Raw genomic sequence first — 25,076 nt, forward strand, 5'->3', positions numbered from 1 at the left:
TGTGTCAGGACAGTGAGGCGCGAGGGGTGTGCTGTGATACCGCCGGGAGGCTGGAGCCGGGGGCCGCGCCCGTGGTGGCCGTGGTGGTAGGCAGGAGGGTCAGGTGCAGCCCCACCTCCGCCTCGTCGACGCGGTACTTCCGCGACAGGGCCGGTCCGCAGCTGTGGGAGCCGATGCCGGCCATCGCGGCGTCCAGGCACAGGACGGTGTGCCCGCTGGGCACCAGGTCGGTGTTGTGGCCGCACCTGGTCAGCTCCTCCTGGGTGAAGGGGGAGGCGTTGAAGGACAGCGGCGTGGCAGCCACGGCGGCCAGGCTCCCCATGTCCCCGTAGACGGTGACGCAGTCGCAGTCGGCGTGGCTGCCGTTCTCCTGGGGGCGGATGTAGTCCTCGTGGAGCGAGGCGATATCGGTGGTGAACTTCCCGTGGAAGCTGGCGCGGCACTTGTCCGGGTAGCTCTCCACAGGCCCTAGGCCGTGGTACGTGACCTGATGCATCTGCTCCGGCAGGAACAGACGTAGGCCGAAACGTGGCAGGGGAGGCATCTGCGGGTCCCGGACCCCCTGGACGTTCAGGCGGAGCGCGCCTGAGGATCTGATCGTCCAGGAGACGACCAGGCGCAGGACCGGCTGGACAGAGGGGGCCACCACGGCGACGGTGGAGGTTACTGAGACCTGGTCGCCGCTGTCCTGCACGGTTGTGCCGTAGGCGCGGGTCGCAGCCTGGTGGTAGTGGGCACGTTCCCAGTCCTTGCGCACATGACGGTCGTTGTCGGTAGGGGCACGCCATATGTTGAGCTCTGTGGGTCGCGTCAGCAGCTCGGTCCCGCTGACGCAGAGCTGACAGAGGAGCCCGGTGTGGGTGTCGAGCTGGTAGCAGAAGTCTTCCCCGCTCACCGTCACCCGGTTGCGGCTGCGCTCGGCACGCACAGCGGCAGGCTGGCTGCCGACCGACTTCGAGGTCCTGGCCGACCGTGAGGTCCCGGAGACCCCGACTGGGCTCAGGGTCCTGGCTGGGGTCGTGTCCGGGTCAGCAGCAGGGTGCGAGGCAGGCGCCGGCTCCCGGGCAGGCCCGTAGAGGGAGGCCACCATGTGGTGGCGTGGGTCGGCGTTGTCCAGCGCGACCTCGTCGAAGCCCAGCTCGTGGCCGCGCTCCAGCGCGTACTGGTCCTGCGCGAGGTGGTAGCGCACCAGCAGGAAGCAGCGGCCCGAGGCTGGCACGGTGGGGTGGCAGGCGAGGTCTGTTGTCGCTCCCGGGGGGACAGGGCCGCTCAGGGGCAGGATGCCCTGGTCAACGACGACGCCGTCGCACCGCACCTCGTAGGAGACCTCGACATAGTCCGACAGGTCGGTGAAGCCCAGGTTGTTGCGCAGGGTAAGCCTGCCCAGGTCCTGGTCGAAGCCGACCACCCGGACCGGGCGCTGGACGTTCTTGAGCTCAAGGAGCCCGGTGTGGGGCCTGCGGTCAGGACCGACAAGGCCGTCCACGCAGAAGTTGCCGTCATGGAGGTCCTCGCCGTGGTCCCCGCCGTAGAGGTAGACGGGGCGCCCGTCGGCGCTGGTGCCAGACCGCACGGCGTGGTCGCACCACTCCCACACGAATCCACCGCACATGCGGGGGTCGGCGAGGATCATGCGCCAGTAGTCCTCCAGGTCCCCGGGGCTGTTTCCCATGGCGTGGCAGTACTCCACGAGGAGGAAGGGCTTGGAGCCGTCGCTGTGCAGGTAGTCGGTGATCTCCTCCAGGGAGGGGTACATCCGGCTGTACAGGTCGATGCAGGAGTAGTCGTAGCGGCGCTTGGAGTCGCGGTAGAAGGCGCCCTCGTAGTGGGTGAGCCGGGTGGGGTCGGTGCGTTTGACCCAGGCCAGCGCCGTCTCCAGGGTGCATCCGTAGGCGCACTCGTTGCCCACCGACCAGGAGATGACGCAGGGACGGTTCTTCTCCCGGTGGACGCACAGCCTGACCCGGTCCACCGTGGCCCGGGTCCACTCCGGGTTGTCGGCGATCAGCTCGTTCCAGTGCTCCACCTGGTTGTCCCAGCCGGGGTCCTCCAGGAACCGGGCCTGGGTGCCGTGGCTCTCCAGGTCGGCCTCGGACATGACGTAGAACCCGTAGCGGTCGCACAGCTGGTAGAAGCGCGGGTCGCTGGGGTAGTGCGAGGTGCGCACGGCGTTGATGTTGTGCTGCTTCATCAGCACCAGGTCGTGCCTCATGTGCTCCAGGTCCACGACAGGCCCCGTCGAGGGGTCCGAGTCGTGACGGTTGACTCCTCGCAGGGTCACAGGCTGGCCGTTGAGGTGGACGACGGCGTCGTGGACCGTGACCTCGCGCAGGCCGACCCGGTCGGTGATGACCTCCTGGTCGGTGGTGATGACCAGGGTGTAGAGATAGGGGTCCTCCGGGTTCCACAGGTGGGGTGAAGGGACCTCCAGCACGGCGCGATGGGTGTAGGCGGGTGGTTCCTCGGCTGGGTCGGGGTCCGTGGCGCTGGCGGTGTCGGCAGGTGGTGTGCCACCCACCGCGCCAGGGCTGCCCGCGCAGCCGGCGGCGTCGGCAGTGTCCGCAGTGTTGGCGGACTCGGGTCCTGTACGGGCCGGGGCGGCGCCCAGGGGCGCGCTCCGGGCCAGGGGTGCGGAGGAGACGCGGACACCGGAGGCGTCGAGCAGCTCCAGCGTGGTGGGCACGGGGCTGCCGCAGAAGCGTCCCCGCACCTCGACCGTGGCAGTCTGGGGACCCAGCCTGGTCGTGGTCATGTAGTCGAAGAGGACCGACTGCGGGCGCGAGAGCAGGTAGACGTCCCGGAAAATGCCGGAGGTGCGGAACTTGTCCTGGTCCTCCAGGTAGGTGCCGTCGCACCACTTGAGGACCAGGACCGCCAGCCGGTTGGTGCCGGGCTCGATGACCTCGGTGAGGTCGAACTCGCTGGTGGCGTGGGAGACCTGGCTGTACCCGACGTAGTGACCGTTGAGCCAGACGTAGAAGCAGGAGTCCACGCCCTCGAAGCACAGGTAGGTCCTGGGGGCCTGCGGCGTGGGCACGTGCTCGAAGTCGCGCAGGTAGATCGCGCACGGGTTGTCCTGCGGGACGTAGGGCGGGTCCAGTGGGATGGGGTAGCGCACGTTGGTGTACTGGTGGGAGTCGTAGCCCTGGTGCTGCCACGTGCTGGGCACGGGGACCTGGTCGAGTGCGTGTACCGGGAAGTCCCGGGAGGCGAAGGCCTCGATCGCGCCCTGGAGGTCGTGGACGGTGGGCAGGTAGTGGAAGAACCACTGCCCGTTGAGGAGGTGGAAGCGGTCCGAGGTCTCACGCTCCTCCACGGCGTCCAGCAGCGGGCCAGAGGCCGGGACGTAGTAGGCGCGTGGGGGCAGGGTGTTCTCGTGGAGGACGGACAGGTCCTCGTGGTGACTGGGAACAGGCATCGTTGGCGCCTCCGTCGAGGTGGTCGAGCACGGGACTGCGGCGGCCAGGGCCGTACGAAGTCCGCTGATGGTAACGTTACCATAGTGAGGGGAGGGAGCGGGAAGGCGTTGTCTGAACTGAAATCACAGTTGTCAACTGACCCCAAGTCAGCTGGCCGACTCAGCTAATGATAACGTCATCATCATGGTGACGTCAGGGTCATTGCCACACCTGATAGCCTTCGAGGCATGGGCCAGGCACGTAGGGACCGCACAGGGTCACCGTCACTGGCCGACGTGGCCCGTCTGGCCGGGGTGTCGGTCCAGACGGTCTCGCGGGTCTCTACCGGTGCACCCAATGTGCGCGCCCAGACGCGTGAGAAGGTGCAGCAGGCCATGACCCAGCTGGGATACTCCCCTAACCGGGTGGCGCAGGCCCTGCGCCGGGGGTCCTTCCGGGCTGTCGGAGTGCTGACCCAGAGCGTCCAGCGCACCGGTGAGGCCCTGACGACGGCGGGTGTCCTGGAGGCAGCCACCGCTGCTGACTACACGGTCTCCCTCGCCCAGGTCGAGGACCCCACCTCCCAGGCGCTGAGGAGCGCCGTCCACCGGCTGTCCAACCAGGCGGTAGACGGCCTGGTGCTGGTCCAGGTGGGCCGCGCCCAGCCGCAGCACCTGTCCCTGCCTCCCGGACTGCCGCTGGCCGTGTCCGACTCCGCCCTGGTCGGCTACTACCCCTCCGCCTCTGCCGACCAGGTCCAGGGGGTGCGCGACGCCGTGAACCACCTCCTCGGGCTTGGCCACCGCACCGTCCACCACATTACCGGGCCGCAGGACTCGCACTCGACGGTGATCCGGGAGGCGACCTGGTCCAAGTGCCTCCAGGAGGCGGGCCTCAGGCCCCCGGAGGCGGTACCGGGGGACTGGGACGCGGCCTCGGGCTATGCGGCGGGGCAGCGTCTGGCGCCCGACCCTGAGGTGACAGCGGTCTTCTGCGGCAACGACGAGATCGCCCTGGGGCTGGTCCGGGCCCTGCACGAGCATGGCAAGCGCGTGCCCCAGGACGTCTCCGTGGTGGGCTTTGACGGGATCGCGCTGGGAGAGTACAGCTTCCCCCCGCTGACGACGGTGCGTCAGGACTTCCGCAGGCACGGGACAGAGATGGTGCGCCTGGTCCTGGAGCAGGTGGATTCCGGGGTGTCGGGGGAGGCGCTGCGGGAGGAGCACCGGGTGGTTGTCCCTACCGAGCTCGTGGTGCGCGGCAGCACCGCCCCGCCGCCGACGTAGACGACCGGCAGGCGAGGCAGGGCACGGTCTCTGGTCCTGGCTCGTGCGCCGGTCAGGGGTGGCCCTGGGCGGCCTGACGCTGCCGCAGGGTGGCGGTGACCCGCGCGCACGCCTCGGCGGTGTCCTCGTGCTCCCAGACGTGGACGACCTGCCACCCCAGCTCGGCCAGGCGGGCGTCGGTGTCGGCGTCACGGGCCTGATTGCGGGCGATCTTCCACCTCCACCACTCGCTGTTGCGGTGGGGACTCCTCCCGTGGGTGGGGCAGCCGTGCCAGAAGCAGCCGTCCACCTGGACCGCCACCTTCCAGCGGGTGAACGCGATGTCCACCTTCCGTCGGGGCAGGCCGGGCACGGCGTACTGGACCCGGAAGCGCAGCCCAGTGGCGTGCAGCACCCGACGCAAGGCCGTCTCCGGGGTGGTGGCCGAGCGGGGCAGGGCCGCGTAGCGGGCACTGACCGCTGCCTCCAGCGGTGCGGCGCGGTCCGGCTCGGGTGCGTGGAGGGCGTCTGCAGGGTCCGCTGTGTCCGCAGGGTCCGCTGTGTCTGCAGGGTCCATGGCACGAGGGTAGTCTGCCGCTGCCTCGTGTGGTGGCTGTCCTGGGGTAGTGAGACCCTGCCGGGCTGCCCCGGTTGTCAGAGTGCCCGTGCGGCCGGACGCACAGGCTCAGGTGGCTGCTGGTCCGCTCAGGAGGCTGGCCACGGCGCCGTCGGGGCTGGGTGGGGCTGCCTCGACGGCGGCCAGGACCCGGCGGCCTGCGTCCGTGCCTGCCAGCACCTCCCGGTCGCGCTGACAGTGCAGCCTCAAGGCGTTCCAGGCGGCGCCGACGTTGACCGCGTTGCCCAGCTGGCGGTAGGTGACAGCCTGGGGCTGGTCTCCGAAGGAAAAGGTGTCCGGCAGCCCCTGGAGGCGGGCGGTCTCCCGGGTGGCCAGGCGTCGTCGTCGGGGGCCGACAACACTGGTCTGGGTGATGGCCACCAGTGCGGGTACGTAGGTGGGGGCCTTGGCGCGCAGGCCGGAGGGGCGCAGGTGGATGAGGCAGTCCCACAGGGAGCCGGTGTCCTGGGCTTGCCACTCCAGCTTGCGACGGGTGGGCGGGAATCGTTGCACGCGGACGTCGCGCAGCCACTGGCGGCACCACTGCTCGTTGGCCGTGTAGAGGTCGGCGTTCTTGCGCAGGAAGGTCATCTTCCACCGGGGGGTGGTGTCGTGCTCACCCGCGTCGATCCGGGCCTCGAGCTCCTCGCTAGTGACCCAGGCGTCCGCCCAGACCGGGAAGCCTGGGAGCCGGGCGCCAGGGTGGTGGCGCCGGTACTCCTGGACCCAGGCGTCCCAGGCGTCGATCCACCGGGCCTCCTCGGTGCTCAGCACGGTCCCGGCCAGGCGTGGGTCGCCCTCCTCCAGGAGGATGTCCCCGATACGCCAACGGGAGGGAGAGAAGGCGCCCGGGCTGGTCTGCCGGTGGGCCGCCGAGGTGCTGACACCCAGCTGGGTGTCAGAGGCCGCGTCAGACGGGGCCGAGTAGCTGGCTGGGTCTGGGAAGGGCTCCGGGAAGACGGTCCTGGGCGTGGTGACGGGCTCGATGAGGTTGTCGGTCGTGGGGTCGCGGTGGGGGTCGTAGGTGGCGGTGATGAACACGCGCTCGCGCACCTGGGGGCGCCCACCCAGCGAGGGTGGGATCTGGTGGGGGGACAGGACCGCCGGGGTGGCTGAGACCCGGTAGCCCTCCTCACGCAGCATGCGGATGATGACCTCCCACTCGTGGCGGTGGCGGGGGCCGGCAAGGTTGCGGACGTTCTCCAGGAGCAGCACCGCAGGGTGGTGCGCCCGCACCACCTGCATGATGGTGAAGAACAGGGTGCCGCGCACCTCCTCCATGCCTCGCTGGGCGCCTGACTTGGAGAAGGGCTGGCAGGGGAATCCGGCGGCGAGCAGGTCGTGGGGCGGGACGGCGGCGCCAACCCCCTGCTCGCCCGCGTCCTTGGTGATGTCTCCCAGGGGGTCCAGGCCCCAGTTGCGCTGGTAGACGCGCGCCGCCTGGGGGTCGATCTCCACGGCGTAGGCGCACCGGCCCCCCATGGCGGACAGGGCGGCGTGGAACCCGCCGATGCCGGCGAACAGGTCGATGTAGGTGAAGGGTTGCGGCACGGGCCTAGCTAAACACATGTTCGAGCTGGCGGCGAGCCTGGCGGGGGTGGTTCGCGGTGGGCTGAGGTGGTCGTGCCTTGTGGTGTCCTCACTGCTCATGGCGGCGGCAGACGTCCCGTCCTGCTGTTCTCTCAGCAGGGGTTGCACATCTTCACCATACGACGGGGCCACACCGACGCAGACTGACGAGGATGGGCCTCGGTAGGAGATCGCGGGTGCGGCTGAAGATGTGCAAAAGGTCCCGCACTGCACATCCTCGCCCCTCTCCTGCCGCCAGGTCAACCTGAAAAGTGCGTAATGGCGCCGATCCGTCAGCAGCCAGTTAGCGTCAGCACCGTGAAGATGTGCAGCAGGCGGGGTTGTGGCTGCCCAGGCTGGTCTGGCAGGTCTGATTGACGACCTTGCGTGGGCGGAAACGCGGCATACCGGCCCAGTACCAACGGTCTCGGCCCAGCCTGGTCTGTTGCCTCTACTGATCTGTGCTCCTGCTGCCCAGCGCTTCCTGTCAGGTGTCGTTGCCCGGGACTGCAGACCGTCTCCCGGTCTCAGCCAGTGGTGACCTCCTGTGGGCAGGTCGCTGTGAAGGTCTGTCCATACGGGTCCTCGTGACAGGGGGCGAGTGTCGCCGCAAGGACGGGGCGCTGCCACAATGTGTTTATGAGCACACCTACAGACCCTGCGGTTGAGGCGCACGGCGTCCTGCCCGCCGCAGCTCCTGCGCCTTCCGAAGCCTCCGCCTCCACCGCGACCCCTGCGACCTCTACGGACCCTGTGCCCGCTACGACCTCCACTGCCGGCAGCCCCCACAACCCCTACATCTTTGATGAGGTCGAGACCCGGCGCAGGCTCAGCACCGGTGAGCTCTACACCGACTTCGGCCCCGGCCTGGAGGCCCTGGAGGAGGAGCGCAACCGGGGCAAGGAGCTGGTCGAGCGCTACAACGACACCTCGGTGCGTGACCCGCAGCGGCGCGCCGCCCTCGCCACCGAACTCTTCGCCTCCCTCGGCCAGGGGTCCTGGCTGGAGGCCCCCATCTACTGCGCCTACGGCTCCCACACCTCGATCGGTGCGGGCTGCTGGTTCAACACCGGGACCACCCTCATCGACGACGCCGAGATCCGCATCGGTGACCGTGTGCTCTTCGGTCCCTATGTCACTATCACCACCGCAGGCCACCCCATCGACCCAGGGCTGCGCAGTACCGGGGCACAGTTCTCCGCAGTGGTCACGATCGAGGACGAGGCATGGCTGGGAGCCAACGTCACCGTCCTGCCCGGTGTGACGATCGGGCGGGGCAGCGTGGTGGCCGCAGGGGCCGTCGTCACCGCCAACGTGCCGCCCATGACGGTGGTGGCCGGGGTGCCTGCGCGGATCGTCCGCTCTATCACCGAGGCCGACCGCGAGGTCGGCTTCCGCCCGCCCCGCACCCTGGGGGAGGACTGAGGTACCCGGGGCGGGGCGCAGTGCCGGGCGCAGTGCCGGGAGCAGTGACGACGGGGGACGGGACGACGGGGTAAGTGACGGGGACAGGCACGGCAGGACACCGGCGACAAGGAGACGGTCGGGGCTGGCGGTGCGCAGGCGGACCTGACAGGCTGCGTGCTATGACGCCATCCTCGACATCCTTGACCTGGATCACCCCGCCCACTGCCGGTGCCGAGCGCCTCAACGGGGCCGAGACCGCCATCGTCACCGCAGACCGCCTGCTCACGGGTCGTCGCGGGAGCACTGAGACCAGCCTGGAGGTCCTGACCGACCCTGGGCACCGGGTCGGCGTGCTGCTGGAGGGGTCCCGTATCGCGGCGGTCGGCGCCCTGCCCGCGCTCCAGGTTGCGGCGGCGAGCCTGCCTGGCCACACCCCGCCCCGGCACCTGGACCTGGAGGGCGCCACCCTCATGCCGGGCCTCATTGACACCCACGTGCACCTGGCGACCTCCGGGACGGACGTGGAGTACCCGGACTACGGTGACCAGGAGGTCCAGCACTTGACCCTCAACGCCGCCCGCTCCGCCCGCGAGCTCCTCAGCGTTGGTGTCACCGCCGTGCAGAGTCTGGGGGCGCGCCACTACGTCGACGTCGCGCTGCGGGACGCGATCGCGGCAGGCAGCCTGCGTGGTCCGCAGGTACGTGCTGCCGGCCCTCAGATCACCACCACTGGTGGCCACTCCTGGCAGGCGGGCTCGGAGGTGGACGGGCTCGACTCCATCCGCCACGCGGTGCGTTACCACCACAAGCGTGACGTGGACACGGTCAAGCTCATGGCGACCGGTGGCTTCACCACCGGGGGGTCAGCCCCCTGGAACGCCCAGTTCACCACCGAGGAGATGGCGCTCATCGTCTCCGAGAGCCACCGCCTGGGCCACCTCTGCGCCGCCCACGCCCACGGGACCCAGGGCATTGAGCGGGCCACGGCGGCAGGCGTGGACTACATCGCCCACGCCTCCTTCGTGTCCACCGCAGGACGCAGCGAGTTTGACCCCCGTCTGGCGGACCGTATGGCGGAGGCGGGTATCTACGTGGACTGCACCGTGACGGCGGAGCTGCCCGCGCTGGTCGCCTATGACGACTCCTTCGCCCCTCCTGTCCGTCTCCTGTGGGAGCACGGTGTGCGGGTGGTGACCGGGCACGACTCCGGCATCCCCGACATACCGCACCGCTCCTACGTCGGTGGCCTGGAGGCTCTGGAGGAGATGGGTCTGCCGCGCTCCGAGGTCATCCTGGCGGCGACCTCCCGCGCGGCGGCCGCGATCGGCCTGGCCGGGGTCACCGGGGTCCTTGCTGTCGGGTACGACGCCGACCTTGTCGCTGTCGAGGGCGACCCGACGCAGGACCTGGGCGTCCTGCGCTCCCTGAGGCTGGTGGCTACGAAGGGCAGGGAGTTCGTGCCGGACCCGGTTCCGGGGCTGGCACGGCGTGCAGAGCGTCGGGCGCAGCAGCAGGAAGGTGCGGACAGCCAGACGGCGCCTATGTGGCCCGACGAGATCCTGGGTGCCTACCGCGACAGGGCACGTCGGGCTGCCGCCCACCCCCAGGTGTAGCAGTGAGGGGCGGTCCCAGGGGATGGCTGCCCTCCCAGGTGCGGACGCGGCCGACAGGGGCTCTGTGCGGGCCCCGCCTCGTGGGGCCATGGGGACGGTGCAGCACCTCTGGGCAGTCGCTGCGACACGGCGAGGAACCGCATGATTACGGAGGCTGAGTCGGGGGGTCGAGGTCACCGCAGGACGGGTCATCGTAAGTAATGTCCGGACGTGACAAGGTCGTTGCCTGGAGGCACCAGGGGCAGGCATGCTGACCCCATGCGTGACGTGCCGCCCCGCCTCGTACCTGGACACCTGCCTGTTCCCCAGACGGCGGGTGCCGACCTACGGGACCTGGCCGAGCAGTACAGCCGGGTCCTTGCCGCCCACGACCCGGAGATCGCCGCTCGTTCCGGCCTGCCTGGCCAGACCGCCCTGCCTGACTACTCCCCAGAGGCGCTGGCTGACCACGTCCGCACCACCCGCTCCCTGAGGGCACGGGTGAAGAGGGTCTCTGGTGAGCTGAGCGAGGCTGACAGCCGCCTGCGTGAGCACCTGCTGGAGCGGATGGAGACCGACGCCGACCTGATCGACTCTGGTGAGGGGGGCGCGTACCTGGGCTTTCCCGACTCCCCCTTCCAGCGGGTCCTGCGCCTGCTCCGCTCCCCCGCCGGGGTGCGCGACCTCCGCCCGGCAGGGGACGAGGCCGACGCGGCGGAGGGGGACTCCCGCTGGGAGTCGGACTGGCAGTTGCTCAGCGCCCGCCTGGAGATGCTGCCGGAGACCCTGGCAGGCCTGAGGGCGGCTCTGGAGGACTCCGCGGCGCGCGGGGTCGTCTCCCCGGCCAGTCAGGTCGAGCTTGTTGCTGGCCAGGCGCGGGAGTTTGCCGACCGCCGTCCCCCGGCCCCGGCTGAGGGACTGCCCTCCTCCCTGACGGGTGAGGTGGAGCGGGCGGACCAGGTGGCGCGCCAGGCCTGCCTGGACTTCGCCGACTACCTGGTCTCTGGTCTGGGAGCGCAGGCGCCGCTGGCGGAGGGGGTGGGTCCGCAGCGCCACCAGTTGTGGATGCGTCGCCACCTGGGTACCCAGGTGGACCCGGAGCAGACCTTCGCCTGGGTGCAGGAGGAGCTGCGCCTGGTGGCTGCCGAGCAGGACCAGCTCGCCGTCGAGGTGCTGGGACCCGGGGCGGACTACGCCTCTATGAACGTCCACCTGCGCTCGGACCCGGCGCGCGGCCTGACCCCCGAGGAGTACCTGCCCTGGGCGCAGGAGGTGGTGGACCAGGCGTGGGACGCCGTGGTGGGCAAGGTCCTGGACCTGCCTCAGGGCCTGGGACGCCCGCAGGTGGTTCTGGACCGGTTCGGCAGGCAGGGTCACGCCGGGGACCCGTGCCACTACGAGGAGCCCTACGGCACGGGCGGGATGCATCCCGGCGCGGTGGTCCGTTCCCTGGCGAAGGAGGAGGAGGTGCTGTGGCCCTGGGTGGAGCGCACCACCATGCTGCACGAGTCCGTCCCCGGTCATCACGCGCACTCCGGGGGTCACGCCGCCGACATGCGGCTGACGCTGTGGCAGCGCTACCTGGGCAGGGTGCCCGGGTGCAACGAGGGGTGGGCGCTGTACGCCGAGTCGCTGGGCGAGGAGCTGGGTCTGGTGGAGGAACCACAGGACCGCTTTGGGCTGCTGGCTGCGCGTCGGTGGCGCCTGGCCCGTGTCCTGGTCGACCTGGGGGTGCACTCCCGGCTGCCGGTGCCGCCGGAGGTGCTGGCCCTGCCCGGGGCTGACGCCGCGTGGAGCAGGGCGACCGTGATGGCTGTGCTGCGTGCGCACACGATCTTCCCCGAGGAGTTCCTGCGCTTTGAGACCAGCAGGCGTCTGGGGTGGCCCGCCCAGTCCCTGTCCCACGTGCTGGGGGAGCGGGTGTGGCGTGCGGGTCGGCGTGCTGCCGAGGCGCGGGTGCGCTCCCAGGGAGGGCGGTGGGGGCCTGGTCAGATGCGTTCCTTCCACAACCGGGCGATCAGCCTGGGCTCGGTCGGGCTGGGGCTGCTGGAGCGCGCGCTGACCTGAGCCAGGGCGGGGTCAGCAGGCCCTCCGGCTGGACTGGAGCAGGCGCAGCTCGCGGAGCGTGCGTGGGGCTGGGTGCGGCTGCGGGAACCCGGCGCCGTTGACGGGTTCCCTGGCCAGGATGCCACAATAAGGCATTCTTGTGAATGCAGTAGGCGAGACATCTAGAGTCGAGGCGGAAGGTCCGGGTGCCGTCTGCCACCTCCTTATTTATACGGGGACGGAGGTCCCGGTGACTGGGTGGGCGTGACCCGGGTGACCTGGTGCCGCGGGCGCTACCTGCCCCGAGTCGGGTGCACCCGGGTGCCCTGGCACCGGACCTGACGTGCGAGGGCGTGTCAGCCAGGCCGGGCACAAGAGTGCCTGGGTGGGGGCTGGCGGTTCGGGGGTGGAATGCTGGGAGCTGCCTGGCGCCGCGAAAGTCACACAACCGTGTAATGTCACCGTCCGGTGGTTCAAGGGAGACGCGCCTCTTTTCTCTGGCTAGTCTTGGGGTGTGAGCCCGACTAAGCGTCCTGACCAGCGTGTCGCTGTCATCGTCCCCGCCAAGGACGAGGCGCAGCGCATCGCCGCCACTGTTCGCGCTTGCCGCTCCATTCCGCGGGTTGACCTGGTGGTTGTCGTCGATGATGGCTCCGTGGACGGGACCCAGGACCACGCTCGTGCCGCAGGAGCCGTGACCGTGCGTCACTCGGTGACTCGGGGCAAGGCCTCCGCCCTGGAGACCGGCGCCAGTGTCGTCGGTATGCGTGACTACGTGCACGGACCCGCCCGTCTCCTGCTGTTCGTTGACGCTGACCTGGGGGACTCCGCAGCGGCGTGTGCCGATCTTGTGCCCCCTGTCGTCGACGGAGTCTGCGACATGTCCGTGGCCGTGCCGCCCAAGCAGCACGGGGCCGGCGGGCGGGGGCGGGTGGTCCACGCCGCTCGCCGGGCCATTGCCCGAGCCACCGGGTGGGAGCCTGTCGCCCCCCTGTCAGGGCAGCGCTGCCTGAGCCGGAAGGCCTACGAGAAGGCCGCCCCCCTGGCTGAGGGGTGGGGCGTTGAGGTCGGGCTGACGATTGACGTCCTTGTCGCCGGGATGGCGGTGATCGAGGTGCCCTGCGACATCACCCACCGGGTCACCGGGAACGACCGTGCGGGGGTCCTTCACCGTGCCGCGCAGTACAAGGACGTGGTCAGGGCTGTGGCTGCCCGGACCCTGCGGCGTCAGCGCGTGCCCGCAGCACAGTATGAGAAGGCTGCGGAGGAGCAGAACGCCTTTCACGTCTACCGGGCTCACAGTGTGAGGACGTCGGAGCCCGGCTCTGGGCAGGACGGGGACCAGGGAGGCGGTGCCTCCACGGATGCCCCTGCGGGCTCGTCGCGCTCCGCAGGAGCCTGACGGCCCTGGCGGCGTGGCAGGCAGCGGCGCGTGAGAGGTGCCCGCCGGGGCGCGTCTGCTGGTCGGCCGCTGGTCGCGTCAGCGGCGTCAGACTGTGCCGTTGACGCTGTTGGCCCCCTGGCGGGGGCAGTCCTGCCTCTGGCTGCAGCTGGGTGCTGACACGTCACTGCCAGCCGCTGCTGGTACGTTGATGCTTCCCAGTGCGAGGGCCAGGAGAGCGGGTGCGGAGCCCGCCAGGACGAAGCCCGCTACCGTGATCCCTGAGTCGTTGACCAGGACGGCGATGGCCGTCAGGACGGCGAGGGAGGTCAGTGCGGGGCGCAGCCACTGGTTGTAGGAGACGCCGGGCTGTCCGACCTGAGGCTGTGTGCCTTGGTCGTGTGCTGACGGGGCCTGTGTGGCCTGGGTCGGCTCGGCTCGGGTCTGTGCGGCCCGGGGCTGTGCCGACTGGATCTGGGTGAGCCAGGCGTAGCGGCTACGGCCAGCCAGCCAGCGACGCCGCTCGTGACGTGCCCATGCCAGCAGCGCGGCAGCACCGGCGACGCCTGCGACCAGGGCTGCCAGGGCGGCGGTGCTCGTGGCGAAGGGGGTGATGAGCGCACCGAGCCTGCGCGCCAGGGCTGTCAGGGCGGTGCCATCAAGGACCTGGGCGGCAAAGCGCCCCAGGTGGGTGCGCTGCTCCTGCGGGCGCAGGTAGTCCGCTGCGGCGAGCGCGGCGACGACGCCCCCGGAGGCGACGGCGACTCCCGCCCAGCGCAGGGTGCCCAGCCGGTACTGGCACAGGCCTGCAGCCAGGGCGGCCAGCGCGGGCAGCAGCGCGAGGGCGCCACCCACGTCGGCACCCAGCTGGGGGGCGGCGTCGGCCGCCAGGGCCGTCCCGCCCGGGAGGCCCACGACCATGAGGGCTGTCCGGCGTCCGCCGCCCAGCACCTGCCAGGTGACGGCAAGAGCGACTACCAGTGCGCCGGCTGTCAGGGCGAAGGCAGTGTTGGAGACCCCGTAGAACCGCCCGGCCACGACCGCGTTCATCCCCAGGGGGCTGTTGAAGGCCAGCCGGGCGCCCAGGGCGGCGTCAGTCAGCCAAGCCGTCACCGTGGCGGTGGCCAGCAGGTAGGCGGTCGCACCGGGTGCGGACGCGGCGGGAGGAGGCAGGGCCGGGTCCCGGGAGGTGTGGGTCACAGCAACTACGCCGGAGAGGCAGCCAGCCAGCACGGCGGAGGTGGCCAGGACCAGGCCCAGGGTGGGCGCCGCCACCCACGGGGCGGGGGTGCCGCCCTGCGCGCCCCAACGCCACCAGGGGACCGCGTTGGCCAGCAGCGCGCCCAGTGGGGCGGCTGCGGCCACGGCGGCGACCTGGGAGAGCCTGCCGACCCGGCGTCGCAGGCCGGGCCGGGGCTGGTTCTGCGGGGCGCGCAGGGCGAGGGCGGCCCAGGCCAGCAGGAGGACGGCGGTGCCGGTCAGCAGCAGGCTGGTGGGGATGACGGCGCGCTGGGAGGCGCGTGCGTGAAGGGCGTCGTCGGCCAGGGCGGACAGGCGCGGCTCGTCCACGGTCCCGGTTGCGTCCTCGGCTGTGGGGCCCCTGGAGCTCCCGGCTGCTGTGTGCCTGGTCGCAGTGTCCCTGGCCGTGGTGGGCTCCTCCTGGACGTCAGGGAGGTGGGTGGTGGCGGGCAGGGTCAGGGCCTGGCCGTCGAAGTCGGGCGCCGTGGTGCCCGTGAGTGCCTGGGTCAGGGTTGGGGCCAGGTCGGTGAGCTGGATGAGGCCGGGCTGGTGGGTGGAGGCCCCCACCAGCAAGGAGTTGCGGGTTCCCCGGGGTGAGGTGGTGCCTGCTGGGAGGATGGTGACCTGTGGGCCGGGGTCCTCGTCGTCGGCCACAGAGGTGATGACGACCCGGGTGCCCGCAGGCGCGGTGGTGGCCAGCGTGGTGGACAGGGCCTGGGCCAGGGAGCGCAGGCGGGCGGCGTCATCGGGAGCGTCGCTTCCGGTCGTGGCAGCGGTGTCGTCTGTGGTGTCGTGGGTGCTGCCGGGTGTCGCGGTGGCGGGCTGGGAGGCTGGTGAGCCGGGCTCTGCCGGTACCTGTGGGGTGGTGTCTACCAGGACCAGCCTGGGGACCATGCCTGTCAGCCCTGCCAGGGCCTCCTCCAGAGTGGTGCGGTCCTGCGTGCCCAGGGCGTGGCGTGCTCCCTGGCCGACGGCGGTAACGCTGGTGGCACCGGAGGCGCTGAGTCCATGCTCGTTGAGGTGGTTGGCCAGCTGCCGGGAGGCTGCGGTCCCGCTGCCGGAGGCGGTGCGCTCCCAGGTGCAGGCCCCGGAGCCCTCCACGGCGCGCACTCGTGTGCCGGCGGTCAGGGTGAGCCAGCCGTCGGCGGGGCAGGTGCGGTCGGCGGGGGTGCGCACGGCCAGGTTCAGCGGCTCGTTGACGGTTGCGAAGCCCAGGACAGTGCTGGCGGCCTCGGCGGTGGCGGCGTCCTGGGAGCTTGCCAAGGTCGTCAGGTCCGACCAGGTGAGGTTGCTGGTGCCCAGGACGACCACCGGGGCCTTGGAGGCACCCGGTGCGGCCCGCTCGGTCGCGAAGGCGGTGCCGACGGCAGACAACACCATGCCGACCACGACCAGCAGGATGAGGACGTAGACGACGATGCTTACCCAGCGCTGCTGACGGCTCCGTGGTCTCACGGCCCTAGCCTACGTGGGGTACGGGGGCGGCTGGCCAACTCCCTGCTGTGCAGGGCGGGCGGCCTCAGCGTCCTGGCCCTGCGGATACCCCACGGGCGCCCCTGGTCCTGAGTTCTCGCGATCCCGTAGTCTGATCAGCGGATGCCAGCCGGAACCAGTGGTAGCCTGCCAAGAGAGGACGTGAGGTAGGGCACCCCAGGAGGGAGATGCCCTGTCTGAGTACCGGGGCTACGGGGGACGTCGCCCGCAGGAGGCGGCCCACGGGGCAGCCGCCCGGATCGACGCCATGGCGGACGATGCTGAAAGGCGCAGGGTCATGAGGTGAGCCGGGATGGGCGGGACGCCCCTGGTGCCGGGAGAAGGCAGTTTGGGGCGCTCCACATCACGCCCGGCGGTCCAGAGTACATCTAGGGCGATGGCCTCAAGCCGCAGCACGCTCAGCGAGCCGCCTGGAGGTCAGGCTGGGGGCGTGCGGCGCGTGGTGGCGTGGTTGGGTCCGGGCTGTGGTCCTCAGGGAGGCTGGGAAGGGGGCTTGTCATGACGGGTGAGGAGGCGCCTGTGCAGGGCGTCGGGGGTGGAGCGGGACTGCCTGGCGGTCGGGCTGCTCGGCTGATGGGCCGTAGGTGGCGGCGTGTGGTGGTGGTAGTGGCGGTTCTGGTGGTGGTGTGGTGGGTGGTGCCGCTGAGGTTCAGCGTTCCGGACTCGACGCGACTCACGGACAGTAGCACTGTCGCTCTGGACAGGAGCATCAAGCCGTTCTCCACCACGCACGGGCAGCTGACGGTGGAGGGACTGCACCCGTGGAGACACAGGTGGGTGGTGACCTTGATGTGGTCGCGTGCCGATCCTGCGACAGGACGGTACAACGGGGTGAGCAGGCGTGTGGACGTGGCCATGGGGGAGTCTGTCCATATTGATGGGCTGGGCACGGTAACCCTGCTGGCCGTCAATCCCCAGGCGCTGCTTCCTGGTCTTTTTGGGGTAGGCGGCTGGACGTGCACCGTCGGCGTGGCCCTCGACCCCGACGTCAGCGAGGTCTGGCGCTAGGCGGCACCCGATACGGCGTAGCGGCCGTATAGCGGCTCCGTGGTGCCCACTGCTGACTCCGGTTCAGAGTGGTCGTAGCCGGGTCAGGGGACCTGGCCGATGTCCGTCTGGTCGAAGTACCTCTCGTAGTCCTCCCGGGTGGTGCGGATGGTCCCGCCCCCGGTGCTGTGCCTGTTCTCGTCGAGGTCTGGTAGGGCGGGTGTGGTGGGCGCTACCCTGGGTGCAGGCGAGGGGTGCTCCTGAGGGGCACGGAGGGGAGAGGCTGTCATGACGGGAAGGGCTGAGGCTACGGGCTCGGTGCCAGCACCAGGCGGGGAGACGGCGCGCGACGGCTCTCCTTCCGGTGCAGGGTCTGCTTGTCGTGGTGGGGGTGTGCGGCGTGTGGGTGTGTGGTGGCGTCGGGTGGTGCGCGCGGTGGTGGTGGCTGTTGTCCTGGTGCTGGTGGCGGCGGGTGCGCGTCTGTGGTGGGAGAACCCCTCAAGGCGCAGCGTGGAGCTGCCCGAGGGGATCGAGCAGGGGGTGGTGCTAGAGATGAGCAGCAGCATAGGACCGTTGTATGCCAACACAGGCTGCCTGCAGACGAAGGGGCTGCGCTCCCAGGGCCATGAGTGGGTGGGGACCATGGGCTGGTCACGGGCCGACCCTGAGACGGGCAGGCCCGCCGGTGAGGAGGAGACCTTTGAGCTGCGCCTGGGGGAGAGCTTCTACGCCGAGGGCCTGGGCACGGTCACCTTCCTGGCCGTCAACCCGCCCCCGATAAGGACCCCGCTGAGTTCCGGTGACCTCCTGGGGGGCTGGAGCCACCGGGTCAACATAGTCCCGGAACCCGGGGTCGTCCCCGAGGAGCCCTACCGGCGCCTCTGGCATGAGTTGCTGGAGGTGTGACTGGAGGCGTGAGCAGCGATCACACGGGCGCAGGACACCGTGACGGGTGCGTGCGGACAGTGGTGGCCTACATGTCGCCGATGTAGGTCTTGTTGAAGTACTTCTCGTAGTCCTCCCGGGTGATGCGGATGGTCCCGCCCTCGACGTCATCGTCCTTCGACACGGGGTTGGTGTCCCAGGGGTTGTAGAGGGTGACGTACTCGTCATCAATATCGACCACCGTGTAGGCGTGGCTGTCCCAGACCTGGAAGCCTCCCTCCTGGTCGCCCGTGTCGATGCGGCCGTTGCCGTTGGTGTCGACGGTGGCCTGGACCGTGCTGCCGTCGCTGAAGTCCCCGCGCGCGGTGCCACCGACCACGACCCTGCCCTCCTCCACGGCCTCCTTGATGGTGTCCCACTCCGCGTCGGTGTACTCGTGCTGGTTGTAGTGGCGGGGGTAGGGGAGGAAGCCCCACCTGCCCCACCCCCAGCCGTCGGTGCTGACCGTCTGCGTGCCCTCGCCCGAGAGGGCCTCCATGGGATCTGTGGGGTCGCCGCCCTCGACGTCCTCCGGGTCCCTGCCCTGCTGCTCCAGGTAGAGGGCGTAGGCGCGCTCGTAGATGTTGATGATGCTGGGGAAGCCCTTGTCGGTGCCCTGGTTGCCAAAGAGGTAGAAGTCGTCCACGGTGATCTCGACCTCCTGGTCGCCGTCGTGGAAGGTGACCACGAAGGCGTTCTGGGCCTCGTCCCACCGCACCTGGTCGCGCAGGGCCTGGCGGCCCTCCTCGGTGTCGGAGTAGGCCTGCAGCACCGCCAGCAGGTAGCAGTCACCGATGTTCTCCTGCTCCACGCTGTCCCACTCGGCCGTGCCGTCGGCCTGCTGGCGGATCCGCTCGATGTCGCTGTCCCGGAGCTCAAAGGTCGTCCACTTGTTGATGTCGGAGTCGTCGGTGTCCACAGTGGCTGTGCCCAGTGTGGTGGCGGCCTGGGTGGCGGCGTGGCTGACCTCGGCGCGCAGGGCCTGGTAGGTGGCGGCGAGGCTGGCCAGGCCTGCGGCTGCGGGCCCGGCGGCCAGGGGGTTGCCCAGGGCGCTGCCCACCAGGGACTCGGCCTGGGCGCGCAGCCCCACGCGTATTTCCCGCAGCTCTCTCACGCGTAGTGCCGCGCCTTATCCCGTTCCAGGTAGGGGGAGCCCTCCGGGGCGGCACCCTCACGCGTACTGCCGCGCCACCCCCACGGCCTCGGCCCCGTAGCTGGCGCCAAAGAGGAAGGCGTGGATCATGAGCAGGTGCAGGGAGTGCAGGCCCACCCGCTCGCGCCACCCGGCCGCCAGCGGTGACACCTCGTGGTAGGCGGCGTAGAGCCGCTCCAGGTGCCTCTGCCCGAACACCCCCAGTGCCGCCAGGTCCGTCTCCGCGTGCGCCCCCTGGGCCATCGGGTCAATGAGGACGCCAACGACGTCGGGCACCTCCCCGTCGGTGTCCCGCTGGGTGCTGGCCCGGCCGGTTCCCGCCCCCAGTGGCCCCGCCCCGGCCTGCGGCGGCGCCCACTCCACGGTGTGGGACACCGGCACCCACAGCACGTTGCCGCACCACAGGTCCCCGTGGGTGCGCGCCACCGCCACCTCCTGGCCGCGATGCTGGGCACCGGCGCGCACCAGGGCGGGCTGGTCGGCGTCGAAGTCGCCGTCCACCAGCCGGGTGCACAGCCTCTCGATGACGCGGGCGCCCTGGGCGCTGACCGACCCGTTGTCCCTGGAGGCACCCAGGTAGGTCAGCACGCGGTCCTCAGCGTAGAACTCCCCCCAGCGGCGCTGCGCACCGGGGTCCTCGAACCGGCGCAGCCGGATGTCGCTGCGCCCCATCTGAGCCACCCCGTCCCACCCGGGCGGGGCCACACCGAAGGCGGGCGCCCCCGCCGCGTGCGTGACGGCCAGCGCCCGGCCAAAGGCCTCGGCCGCAGCCGCAGTGACCCTGGTCGTGGCCAGGCGCGGCTCCTCCAGCCAGCCGGGGCCGGTGGTGGCCGGGACCACGTGGGCGCCGCCGTCGGCCATGGCCTGGGCCAGCCACCACAGCCCCTGCGCCTCCAGGCGGGTGGAGACTGGGCCGTCGTCGTGCTTGCGGAACGTGTTGGGGGAGGGCGCTGTCATAGGGCCAGCCTGCCAGGTGTGGTGCGGTGCCGCGCGCTCCCGGCCTACCGCGCCACCATCCCGCCCGGCCCCGATACCCTGTGCCCATGCCCGATGCTGACACCCCCACCTGGTCCTTTCTCGGCCCGGCGGGCACCTTCACCGAGATGGCCCTGCGCCAGGTCGCCCCCACTGGCGTGGTGCTCGACGCCTGCCAGGACGTGCCCACCGCCCTGGACCACGTCCGCTCCCGCCTGACCGAGGCCGCCGTCGTGCCTATCGAGAACTCGGTGGAGGGCGGGGTCAACGCCACCCTCGACAACCTCGTGGCCTCCACCCCCCTGGTCATCGCCGCCGAGGTGGCGGTGCCGGTCACCTTTGTCCTGGCGGGGCGGCCGGGCACGACCCTGGAGCAGGTGGCCGCCGTGTCCACCCACCCCCACGCCTGGGCGCAGTGCCGTGGCTGGGTGCGCCGCAACCTGCCGGAGGTCGCCTACGTGGCAGCCACCTCCACCTCGGCCCCGGCCCGTGCCCTGGCCGACCCGGACCAGGACCCCGGCTTCCAGGCGGTCCTGTGCAACCCGCTGGCCGCCCAGGACTACGGCCTGGAGGTCATCGCCGCAGGCGTGGCGGACAACCCCGACGCCGTCACCCGGTTCGTCAAGGTCACCCGCCCCGGGCGCGTGGGCCAGGTCACCGGGGCGGACAAGACCACCCTCATGGTCCAGCTCCCCCACGACCGCTCCGGCGCCCTGCTGGACATGCTGGAGCAGTTCAGCGCCCGGGGCGTCAACCTCTCGCGCATCGAGTCCCGGCCCGTGGGGGACTCCCTGGGCCGCTACCGCTTCTCCATCGACGTCGAGGGGCACGTCCGCGAGGAGCGGGTGCAGGCCGCCCTCATCGGCCTGCACCGCACCTGTCCGGTGGTGCGGTTCCTGGGCTCCTACCCCCGCCTGGACGCCCGGCCGGTCGTGGTGCCCGCAGGCACCAGCGACAAGGACTTCATGGTGGCCCGCTCCTGGGTGGCCGATCTCCTGGAGGGCAGGGCGCTGTGACGCCCGGGCCTGGCCGCAGGGGTCGGGGCAGTGCCGGGACCTCGGCCACCGGGTGTGCGGGCTCATCCAGGTTGGTGGCAAGGCGGTGGCGGGAACCTAGGTGCGCGGTCGGGTGACGTGGCGCTAGACGAGCCAGTCCCTCACCCAGCGAAGCGCCTCCTCCACGATGCTGCGCTCGACGACACCTATGCGCTCGACAAGCCTCTTGCGGGAGATCGTGCGCACCTGCTCAGTCATGGCGAAGGAGTCCTGCGGCAGTCTCCCACCACGAGGAATCCGCACGTGGTTCGGCCACCCTCGGTCGATGGAGGTCACCGGGACGGTCACGACAAGCGTTGTCACAGCCTCGTGGTAGTGGGCACCCGAGATGACGAGCACGGGGCGTCGCCCCGCCTGCTCACGTCCGACCGACGAGTCCGAAGCCGCCCACCACAGCTCACCGGTGCGGGGTTGGGGCATCAGCTCCACGCGTCTGACTCCCAGTCCGCGAGCTCGGCGAGGTAGGCCTCGTCCGGCGGGTTGGCCTCCATGGCTGCCTTGAGGTCGGCAAAACGCAGCTCGCGCTCCGCAGCCTCAGTCATCGTACGGATGGCGACGTCCATGGTCACGCCCTGGCGCTTAGCGAGCGCGAGGACTGCGTCGCGGGTACTGGTCTCGACCTTGATCGTCGTCGCCCTAGTCATAGTTCTAGCATGCCCGACAGGGATACTTCTCGCCATGGCTGTTGCAGCAGACCTTCTCTCCCCGGCCACCGAGCACGTGAGAGCGGCTGAGGCGCGACATGACCACAGCCTGTGCCGAGCGTCCACCTGTCAGGGACACGTCCAGGGGACGCCGCCAGCACGCCGGGCCAGGAGGAGCACACAGAGGTCTAGAGGTCTAAAGAACACAGAGGTCTAGGGGTCGAGGGACACGTCCAGGGGCGCGAGACCCTAAGGGCGTCGGATGAGCAGCGCGCCGTGGGCCAGCCTCACCCGCACGCCCCGGGTCGGCGGCAGGAGGTCCCCGTCAACCTCCACCAGCATCGGGGTGCTCACGCGTACGGCGATGTCGCTGCCCTGGCGTCGCACGACGCGCCCGGTGGCGCGCGTGGGGTTGGCGTAGGTGGCCGCGCGCGGCGGGAGGACCTGCCGGGCCAGCGAGCTCCAGCCCAGCACGCCGCCGACCGTGTCGATGGCGGCCACGTCCAGCAGGCCGTCGTCGGGGCGGGTGTCGCGCAGCAGCGTGATCCCTGCTGGCAGCATGCCGCCGTTGGCGATGAGCAGGGTGCGGGCGGTGAACCTCTCCACCGACCCCCCGGCGCCGGGGCTGCCGAGGCTGAGGACCAGGTCCATACGGGGGAAGCGCAGGTTCTCCACTGCGGCCAGGGCGTAGGCCCCCCAGCCGATCCGGGCCTTGAGGCCGGGGCGGGTGGAGGCGACCAGCCCGGCGTCGAAGCCGATCCCCGACACCACCATGCAGGCGTGCTCCCGCCCCAGGGAGGGGCGCGCCCACCCCCCGGGGGGCTGGGCAGGGACGACGGCGGTGGCGGCTGCGTCGGCGCCGGGGGCCGTACCGTTGGCGCGGCGGCTGCTGTCGTGGATGAAGGCGCTGGTCTGCTCCGGTACGCCGTTGGCCGTACTGGCCTGTGGGGCCTGAGTCTCCCGCCGGGCGGTCAGCGCGCTCAGGGCGCCGCCCGAGCCCGCCGGGGCGGGCGAGTGCGTGCTGCTGCTCATACCGGGTAGGACCGGGTCGGCGGGAGGGTGGTATGGGTGGCTACCTGGCTCGTCGGCCGGGTCGGTGCGCACCCAGGCGAGGTCCGTGGGCCGCGACGTCCCGTTCGCGACCAGGTGGGCCGCCGCCGACAGGTCGCCGACCGGCAGGCGCAGGTTGCGGGCCGCGAGGTTGGCGGTGCCCGTGGGCAGGATCCCCATCTCGACGCCGGTGCCCGCCAGCCCGGCTGCCACGGAGCGCACGGTCCCGTCCCCCCCGGCGGCTACGACGAGGGCGGCCCCCGACGCGACGGCCAGCCGTGCCTGGGTGGCCCCGGTCTCCGAGGTGGTCGTCTCCAGCCAGACCGGGGTCCGGTACCCTGCCTCGCGCAGGGTGGCGTCCAGGAGGTCCCGGGCCGCGCCGGTGACCTTCTGCTTGGAGGGATTGGCCACCACGCAGGCGAGGGGGGCTGCGCGGGCTCCTGCGTCCATGGGGGCAGGCTACACAGGAGTCCCGGTTCCGGGCGCAGTATGATGTGGGCCATGGCTGACACGTCTGGCGCCCGGGCTCGTCGCGCCCTTGTCGTCGTTGACGTCCAGCCCACCTTCTGCGAGGGGGGAGCCCTGGCCGTGCCGGGGGGCGACGCCGTGGCCCACCGTATCGCCGCCTACGTCGCTGCCGCGAGGGACGGTTACAGCCTGGTGGTCACCACCCAGGACTGGCACATCGACCCCGGCGACCACTTCTCCGCCGACCCGGACTATGTCGACACCTGGCCCCCGCACGGGGTGGCCGGGACCCCGCAGGCCCGCCTGCACCCGGCGCTGTCGGGGCTGCGGGCTGACGCGGCGCTGCGCAAGGGGCAGTACTCGGCCGCCTACTCCGGGTTTGAGGGGGTCGCTGACGACGGGGCCGACCTGGACACCCTGCTCAGGGGGCCCGGTGTGGAGGTGGTCGACGTGGTCGGCCTGGCGCAGTCGCACTGCGTGAAGGAGACCGCCCTGGACGGGGTCGCCCGGGGCTACCGGGTGCGGGTCCTCACCGACCTGACCGAGCCGGTAAGTCCCGGGCTGGGTCGGGCCGCCCGCAAGGTGATGGCTGCCGCAGGGGTCGAGCTGGTGAGGTCGGGCACGGTGCTACGCGCCTAGCTGCTCCCGGCCTGTGTGGGTGGGCGGGCCGTGCCTACTAGGCGGGCTGGGGGCTGGACAGCAGGTCTGTGCGGGCTAGGCGGCCTGTGCGGGCTGTGGTACCTGGCCAGGCCGCACAGGCAGGCCCGCCTGGGTGGCCAAGGTGGAGATCAGCTCAGCCAGGCGCGCGAAGTCCGGACCGCGGGAGGAGGAGCTGCGGTACACCAGGCACAGCTGGCGTGTTGGCACGGCTCCGGCCTTGTCGGGGGCGAACTGGGCCACGGCGTAGTCCTCCTGGGACCCCAGCATGCGCAGGGCGCCCTCCGGGACGACGGTGGCACCCGTGCCGTGGGTGACCATATGGATGACGGTGGACAGGGTGGTTGCCACGGCCACCGGGGGCTGGGTCCCGTAGGACTGGCACAGCGCCAAGGCCTGGTCGCGCAGGCAGTTGCGCTCGTCCAGCATGAGGAGGGGGTGGTCGTCGAGCTCGCGGGCGCTTAGGTCGGTGCGGTCTGCCCAGGGGTGATCTCTGGCCGTGAGCACCACCAGTGGCTCGTCGAACATAGGGATGGCCGTGATGCGCTGGACCTCTGAGGCGAGAGTGATGATGGCGGCGTCCAGGCGTCCCTGGTTGAGCAGCTCCAGGATGTCGCTGGTGACCATCTCACGTAGCTCGAGCTCCATCTGGGGCAGCTGGTCGGCCAGGCCGTCCATGAGCACTGGGGCCAGGTAGGGGGCGATCGTGGGGATGATCCCCAGGCGCATGGAGCCGGTCAGGACCGCGCCCTGGCTGGTGGCGGCGTCGTTGAAGGCCTCTGCCGCGAGCACGGCCTCCCGTGCGAAGGGCAGGAGAGTCTCGCCCAGCGACGTCACCAGCACGCGTCGGGTGGTGCGTTCCACGAGCTCGCCGCCGACCCGCTTCTCCAGTGCGGTGATGGCCTGGGAGAGGCTGGGCTGGCTGACGTTGAGGGTGGAGGCTGCCTCACCGAAGTGCTGGTGGTCGCACAGTGCGACGAAGGCCCTCAACTGTGAGAAAGAGGGGAGAGCAGAGGTAGGCATTGAGAGTACGTCCTGTTGTCGCGGAAGAGGGTCTGGAAGGGCGGAAGAGCCTGGTGGCCGGGTTGGTGGTTGAGCGAGTGGGTACGGGTGAGTGAGAAGTGAAGCTGAAGGAGGTCGGAGGTTCTTCTTACAG

General features: G+C 70.9%; 20 protein-coding genes. 9 read left to right on the forward strand and 11 right to left on the reverse strand.

What is annotated here, in order from left to right:
- Positions 1-4: 4 nt before the first annotated feature.
- Positions 5-3,418, reverse strand: coding sequence for a glycoside hydrolase family 2 TIM barrel-domain containing protein (locus tag CWS50_RS00585; protein ID WP_127841235.1), 3,414 nt, complete (start codon positions 3,416-3,418; stop codon positions 5-7).
- A gap of 228 nt (positions 3,419-3,646) precedes the next feature.
- On the opposite strand from CWS50_RS00585, the gene CWS50_RS00590 reads away from it, so the two are divergent.
- Positions 3,647-4,684, forward strand: a complete 1,038-nt coding sequence (locus CWS50_RS00590; RefSeq protein ID WP_127841236.1) for a LacI family DNA-binding transcriptional regulator — start codon at positions 3,647-3,649, stop codon at positions 4,682-4,684.
- A gap of 52 nt (positions 4,685-4,736) precedes the next feature.
- Here CWS50_RS00590 and CWS50_RS00595 read toward each other — a convergent pair whose 3' ends face one another.
- Positions 4,737-5,240, reverse strand: a complete 504-nt coding sequence (locus tag CWS50_RS00595; protein WP_127841237.1) for a very short patch repair endonuclease — start codon at positions 5,238-5,240, stop codon at positions 4,737-4,739.
- Positions 5,241-5,348: 108 nt separating this feature from the next.
- Positions 5,349-6,830: a DNA (cytosine-5-)-methyltransferase gene (dcm, locus tag CWS50_RS00600; protein WP_206610429.1), complete on the reverse strand. Its 1,482-nt coding sequence runs from the start codon at positions 6,828-6,830 to the stop codon at positions 5,349-5,351.
- 657 nt (positions 6,831-7,487) lie between these two features.
- On the opposite strand from dcm, the gene CWS50_RS00605 reads away from it, so the two are divergent.
- The 4 genes from CWS50_RS00605 (at position 7,488) to CWS50_RS00620 (ending at position 13,295) form a co-directional block, all read left to right on the forward strand.
- Entirely contained in the window at positions 7,488-8,273 is a 786-nt protein-coding gene (locus tag CWS50_RS00605) for a sugar O-acetyltransferase (RefSeq protein WP_127841239.1), read from the forward strand.
- Positions 8,274-8,434: 161 nt separating this feature from the next.
- Positions 8,435-9,868 carry an amidohydrolase family protein gene (locus CWS50_RS00610; protein WP_127841240.1) on the forward strand — a complete coding sequence of 478 codons (1,434 nt, stop codon included), beginning with the start codon at positions 8,435-8,437 and terminating at the stop codon, positions 9,866-9,868.
- A 258-nt stretch (positions 9,869-10,126) separates the two neighbouring features.
- The gene (locus tag CWS50_RS00615; RefSeq protein WP_127841241.1) at positions 10,127-11,914 is read left to right on the forward strand and encodes a DUF885 domain-containing protein; all 1,788 of its coding nucleotides are present in this window, start codon (positions 10,127-10,129) and stop codon (positions 11,912-11,914) included.
- Between the two features lie 493 nt (positions 11,915-12,407).
- Positions 12,408-13,295 carry a glycosyltransferase gene (locus CWS50_RS00620; RefSeq protein WP_127841242.1) on the forward strand — a complete coding sequence of 296 codons (888 nt, stop codon included), beginning with the start codon at positions 12,408-12,410 and terminating at the stop codon, positions 13,293-13,295.
- Between the two features lie 87 nt (positions 13,296-13,382).
- On the opposite strand, the gene CWS50_RS00625 is transcribed toward CWS50_RS00620, so the two are convergent.
- Positions 13,383-15,968: a hypothetical protein gene (locus CWS50_RS00625; protein ID WP_127841243.1), complete on the reverse strand. Its 2,586-nt coding sequence runs from the start codon at positions 15,966-15,968 to the stop codon at positions 13,383-13,385.
- A 633-nt stretch (positions 15,969-16,601) separates the two neighbouring features.
- On the opposite strand from CWS50_RS00625, the gene CWS50_RS00630 reads away from it, so the two are divergent.
- The gene (locus CWS50_RS00630; protein WP_127841244.1) at positions 16,602-17,015 is read left to right on the forward strand and encodes a hypothetical protein; all 414 of its coding nucleotides are present in this window, start codon (positions 16,602-16,604) and stop codon (positions 17,013-17,015) included.
- Positions 17,016-17,098: 83 nt separating this feature from the next.
- On the opposite strand, the gene CWS50_RS00635 is transcribed toward CWS50_RS00630, so the two are convergent.
- Positions 17,099-17,284: a hypothetical protein gene (locus tag CWS50_RS00635; protein WP_127841245.1), complete on the reverse strand. Its 186-nt coding sequence runs from the start codon at positions 17,282-17,284 to the stop codon at positions 17,099-17,101.
- 103 nt (positions 17,285-17,387) lie between these two features.
- Between CWS50_RS00635 and CWS50_RS00640 the strand changes: the two genes are divergently transcribed.
- Complete coding sequence (locus CWS50_RS00640) at positions 17,388-17,900, forward strand: hypothetical protein (RefSeq protein ID WP_127841246.1); 513 nt, start codon at positions 17,388-17,390, stop codon at positions 17,898-17,900.
- A gap of 67 nt (positions 17,901-17,967) precedes the next feature.
- Here the strand turns inward: CWS50_RS00640 and CWS50_RS00645 are convergent, their stop codons facing one another.
- The gene (locus CWS50_RS00645; protein WP_127841247.1) at positions 17,968-19,032 is read right to left on the reverse strand and encodes a C2 family cysteine protease; all 1,065 of its coding nucleotides are present in this window, start codon (positions 19,030-19,032) and stop codon (positions 17,968-17,970) included.
- A gap of 57 nt (positions 19,033-19,089) precedes the next feature.
- Complete coding sequence (locus CWS50_RS00650; RefSeq protein ID WP_127841248.1) at positions 19,090-20,028, reverse strand: fructosamine kinase family protein; 939 nt, start codon at positions 20,026-20,028, stop codon at positions 19,090-19,092.
- Positions 20,029-20,114: 86 nt separating this feature from the next.
- On the opposite strand from CWS50_RS00650, the gene pheA reads away from it, so the two are divergent.
- Positions 20,115-21,062 (forward strand): prephenate dehydratase, encoded by a 948-nt coding sequence (gene pheA / locus CWS50_RS00655; RefSeq protein WP_127841249.1) that lies wholly within the window; start codon positions 20,115-20,117, stop codon positions 21,060-21,062.
- A gap of 123 nt (positions 21,063-21,185) precedes the next feature.
- On the opposite strand, the gene CWS50_RS00660 is transcribed toward pheA, so the two are convergent.
- The 3 genes from CWS50_RS00660 to CWS50_RS00670 form a co-directional block, all read right to left on the reverse strand.
- The gene (locus CWS50_RS00660; RefSeq protein WP_127841250.1) at positions 21,186-21,521 is read right to left on the reverse strand and encodes a type II toxin-antitoxin system PemK/MazF family toxin; all 336 of its coding nucleotides are present in this window, start codon (positions 21,519-21,521) and stop codon (positions 21,186-21,188) included.
- Entirely contained in the window at positions 21,521-21,745 is a 225-nt protein-coding gene (locus CWS50_RS00665; RefSeq protein WP_243106847.1) for a hypothetical protein, read from the reverse strand. Before CWS50_RS00665 ends, CWS50_RS00660 begins: the two co-directional genes overlap by 1 nt.
- Positions 21,746-21,994: 249 nt before the next feature.
- On the reverse strand, positions 21,995-23,245 hold the full coding sequence (locus tag CWS50_RS00670; RefSeq protein ID WP_127841252.1) for a diacylglycerol/lipid kinase family protein: 1,251 nt from the start codon (positions 23,243-23,245) through the stop codon (positions 21,995-21,997).
- Positions 23,246-23,296: 51 nt separating this feature from the next.
- On the opposite strand from CWS50_RS00670, the gene CWS50_RS00675 reads away from it, so the two are divergent.
- Positions 23,297-23,902, forward strand: a complete 606-nt coding sequence (locus CWS50_RS00675; RefSeq protein ID WP_180342381.1) for an isochorismatase family protein — start codon at positions 23,297-23,299, stop codon at positions 23,900-23,902.
- Positions 23,903-23,977: 75 nt separating this feature from the next.
- On the opposite strand, the gene CWS50_RS00680 is transcribed toward CWS50_RS00675, so the two are convergent.
- Positions 23,978-24,943, reverse strand: a complete 966-nt coding sequence (locus CWS50_RS00680; RefSeq protein ID WP_127841253.1) for a LysR substrate-binding domain-containing protein — start codon at positions 24,941-24,943, stop codon at positions 23,978-23,980.
- Positions 24,944-25,076 lie beyond the last annotated feature (133 nt).

The organism is Actinomyces wuliandei (assembly GCF_004010955.1).
Lineage (GTDB): Bacteria > Actinomycetota > Actinomycetes > Actinomycetales > Actinomycetaceae > Actinomyces > Actinomyces wuliandei.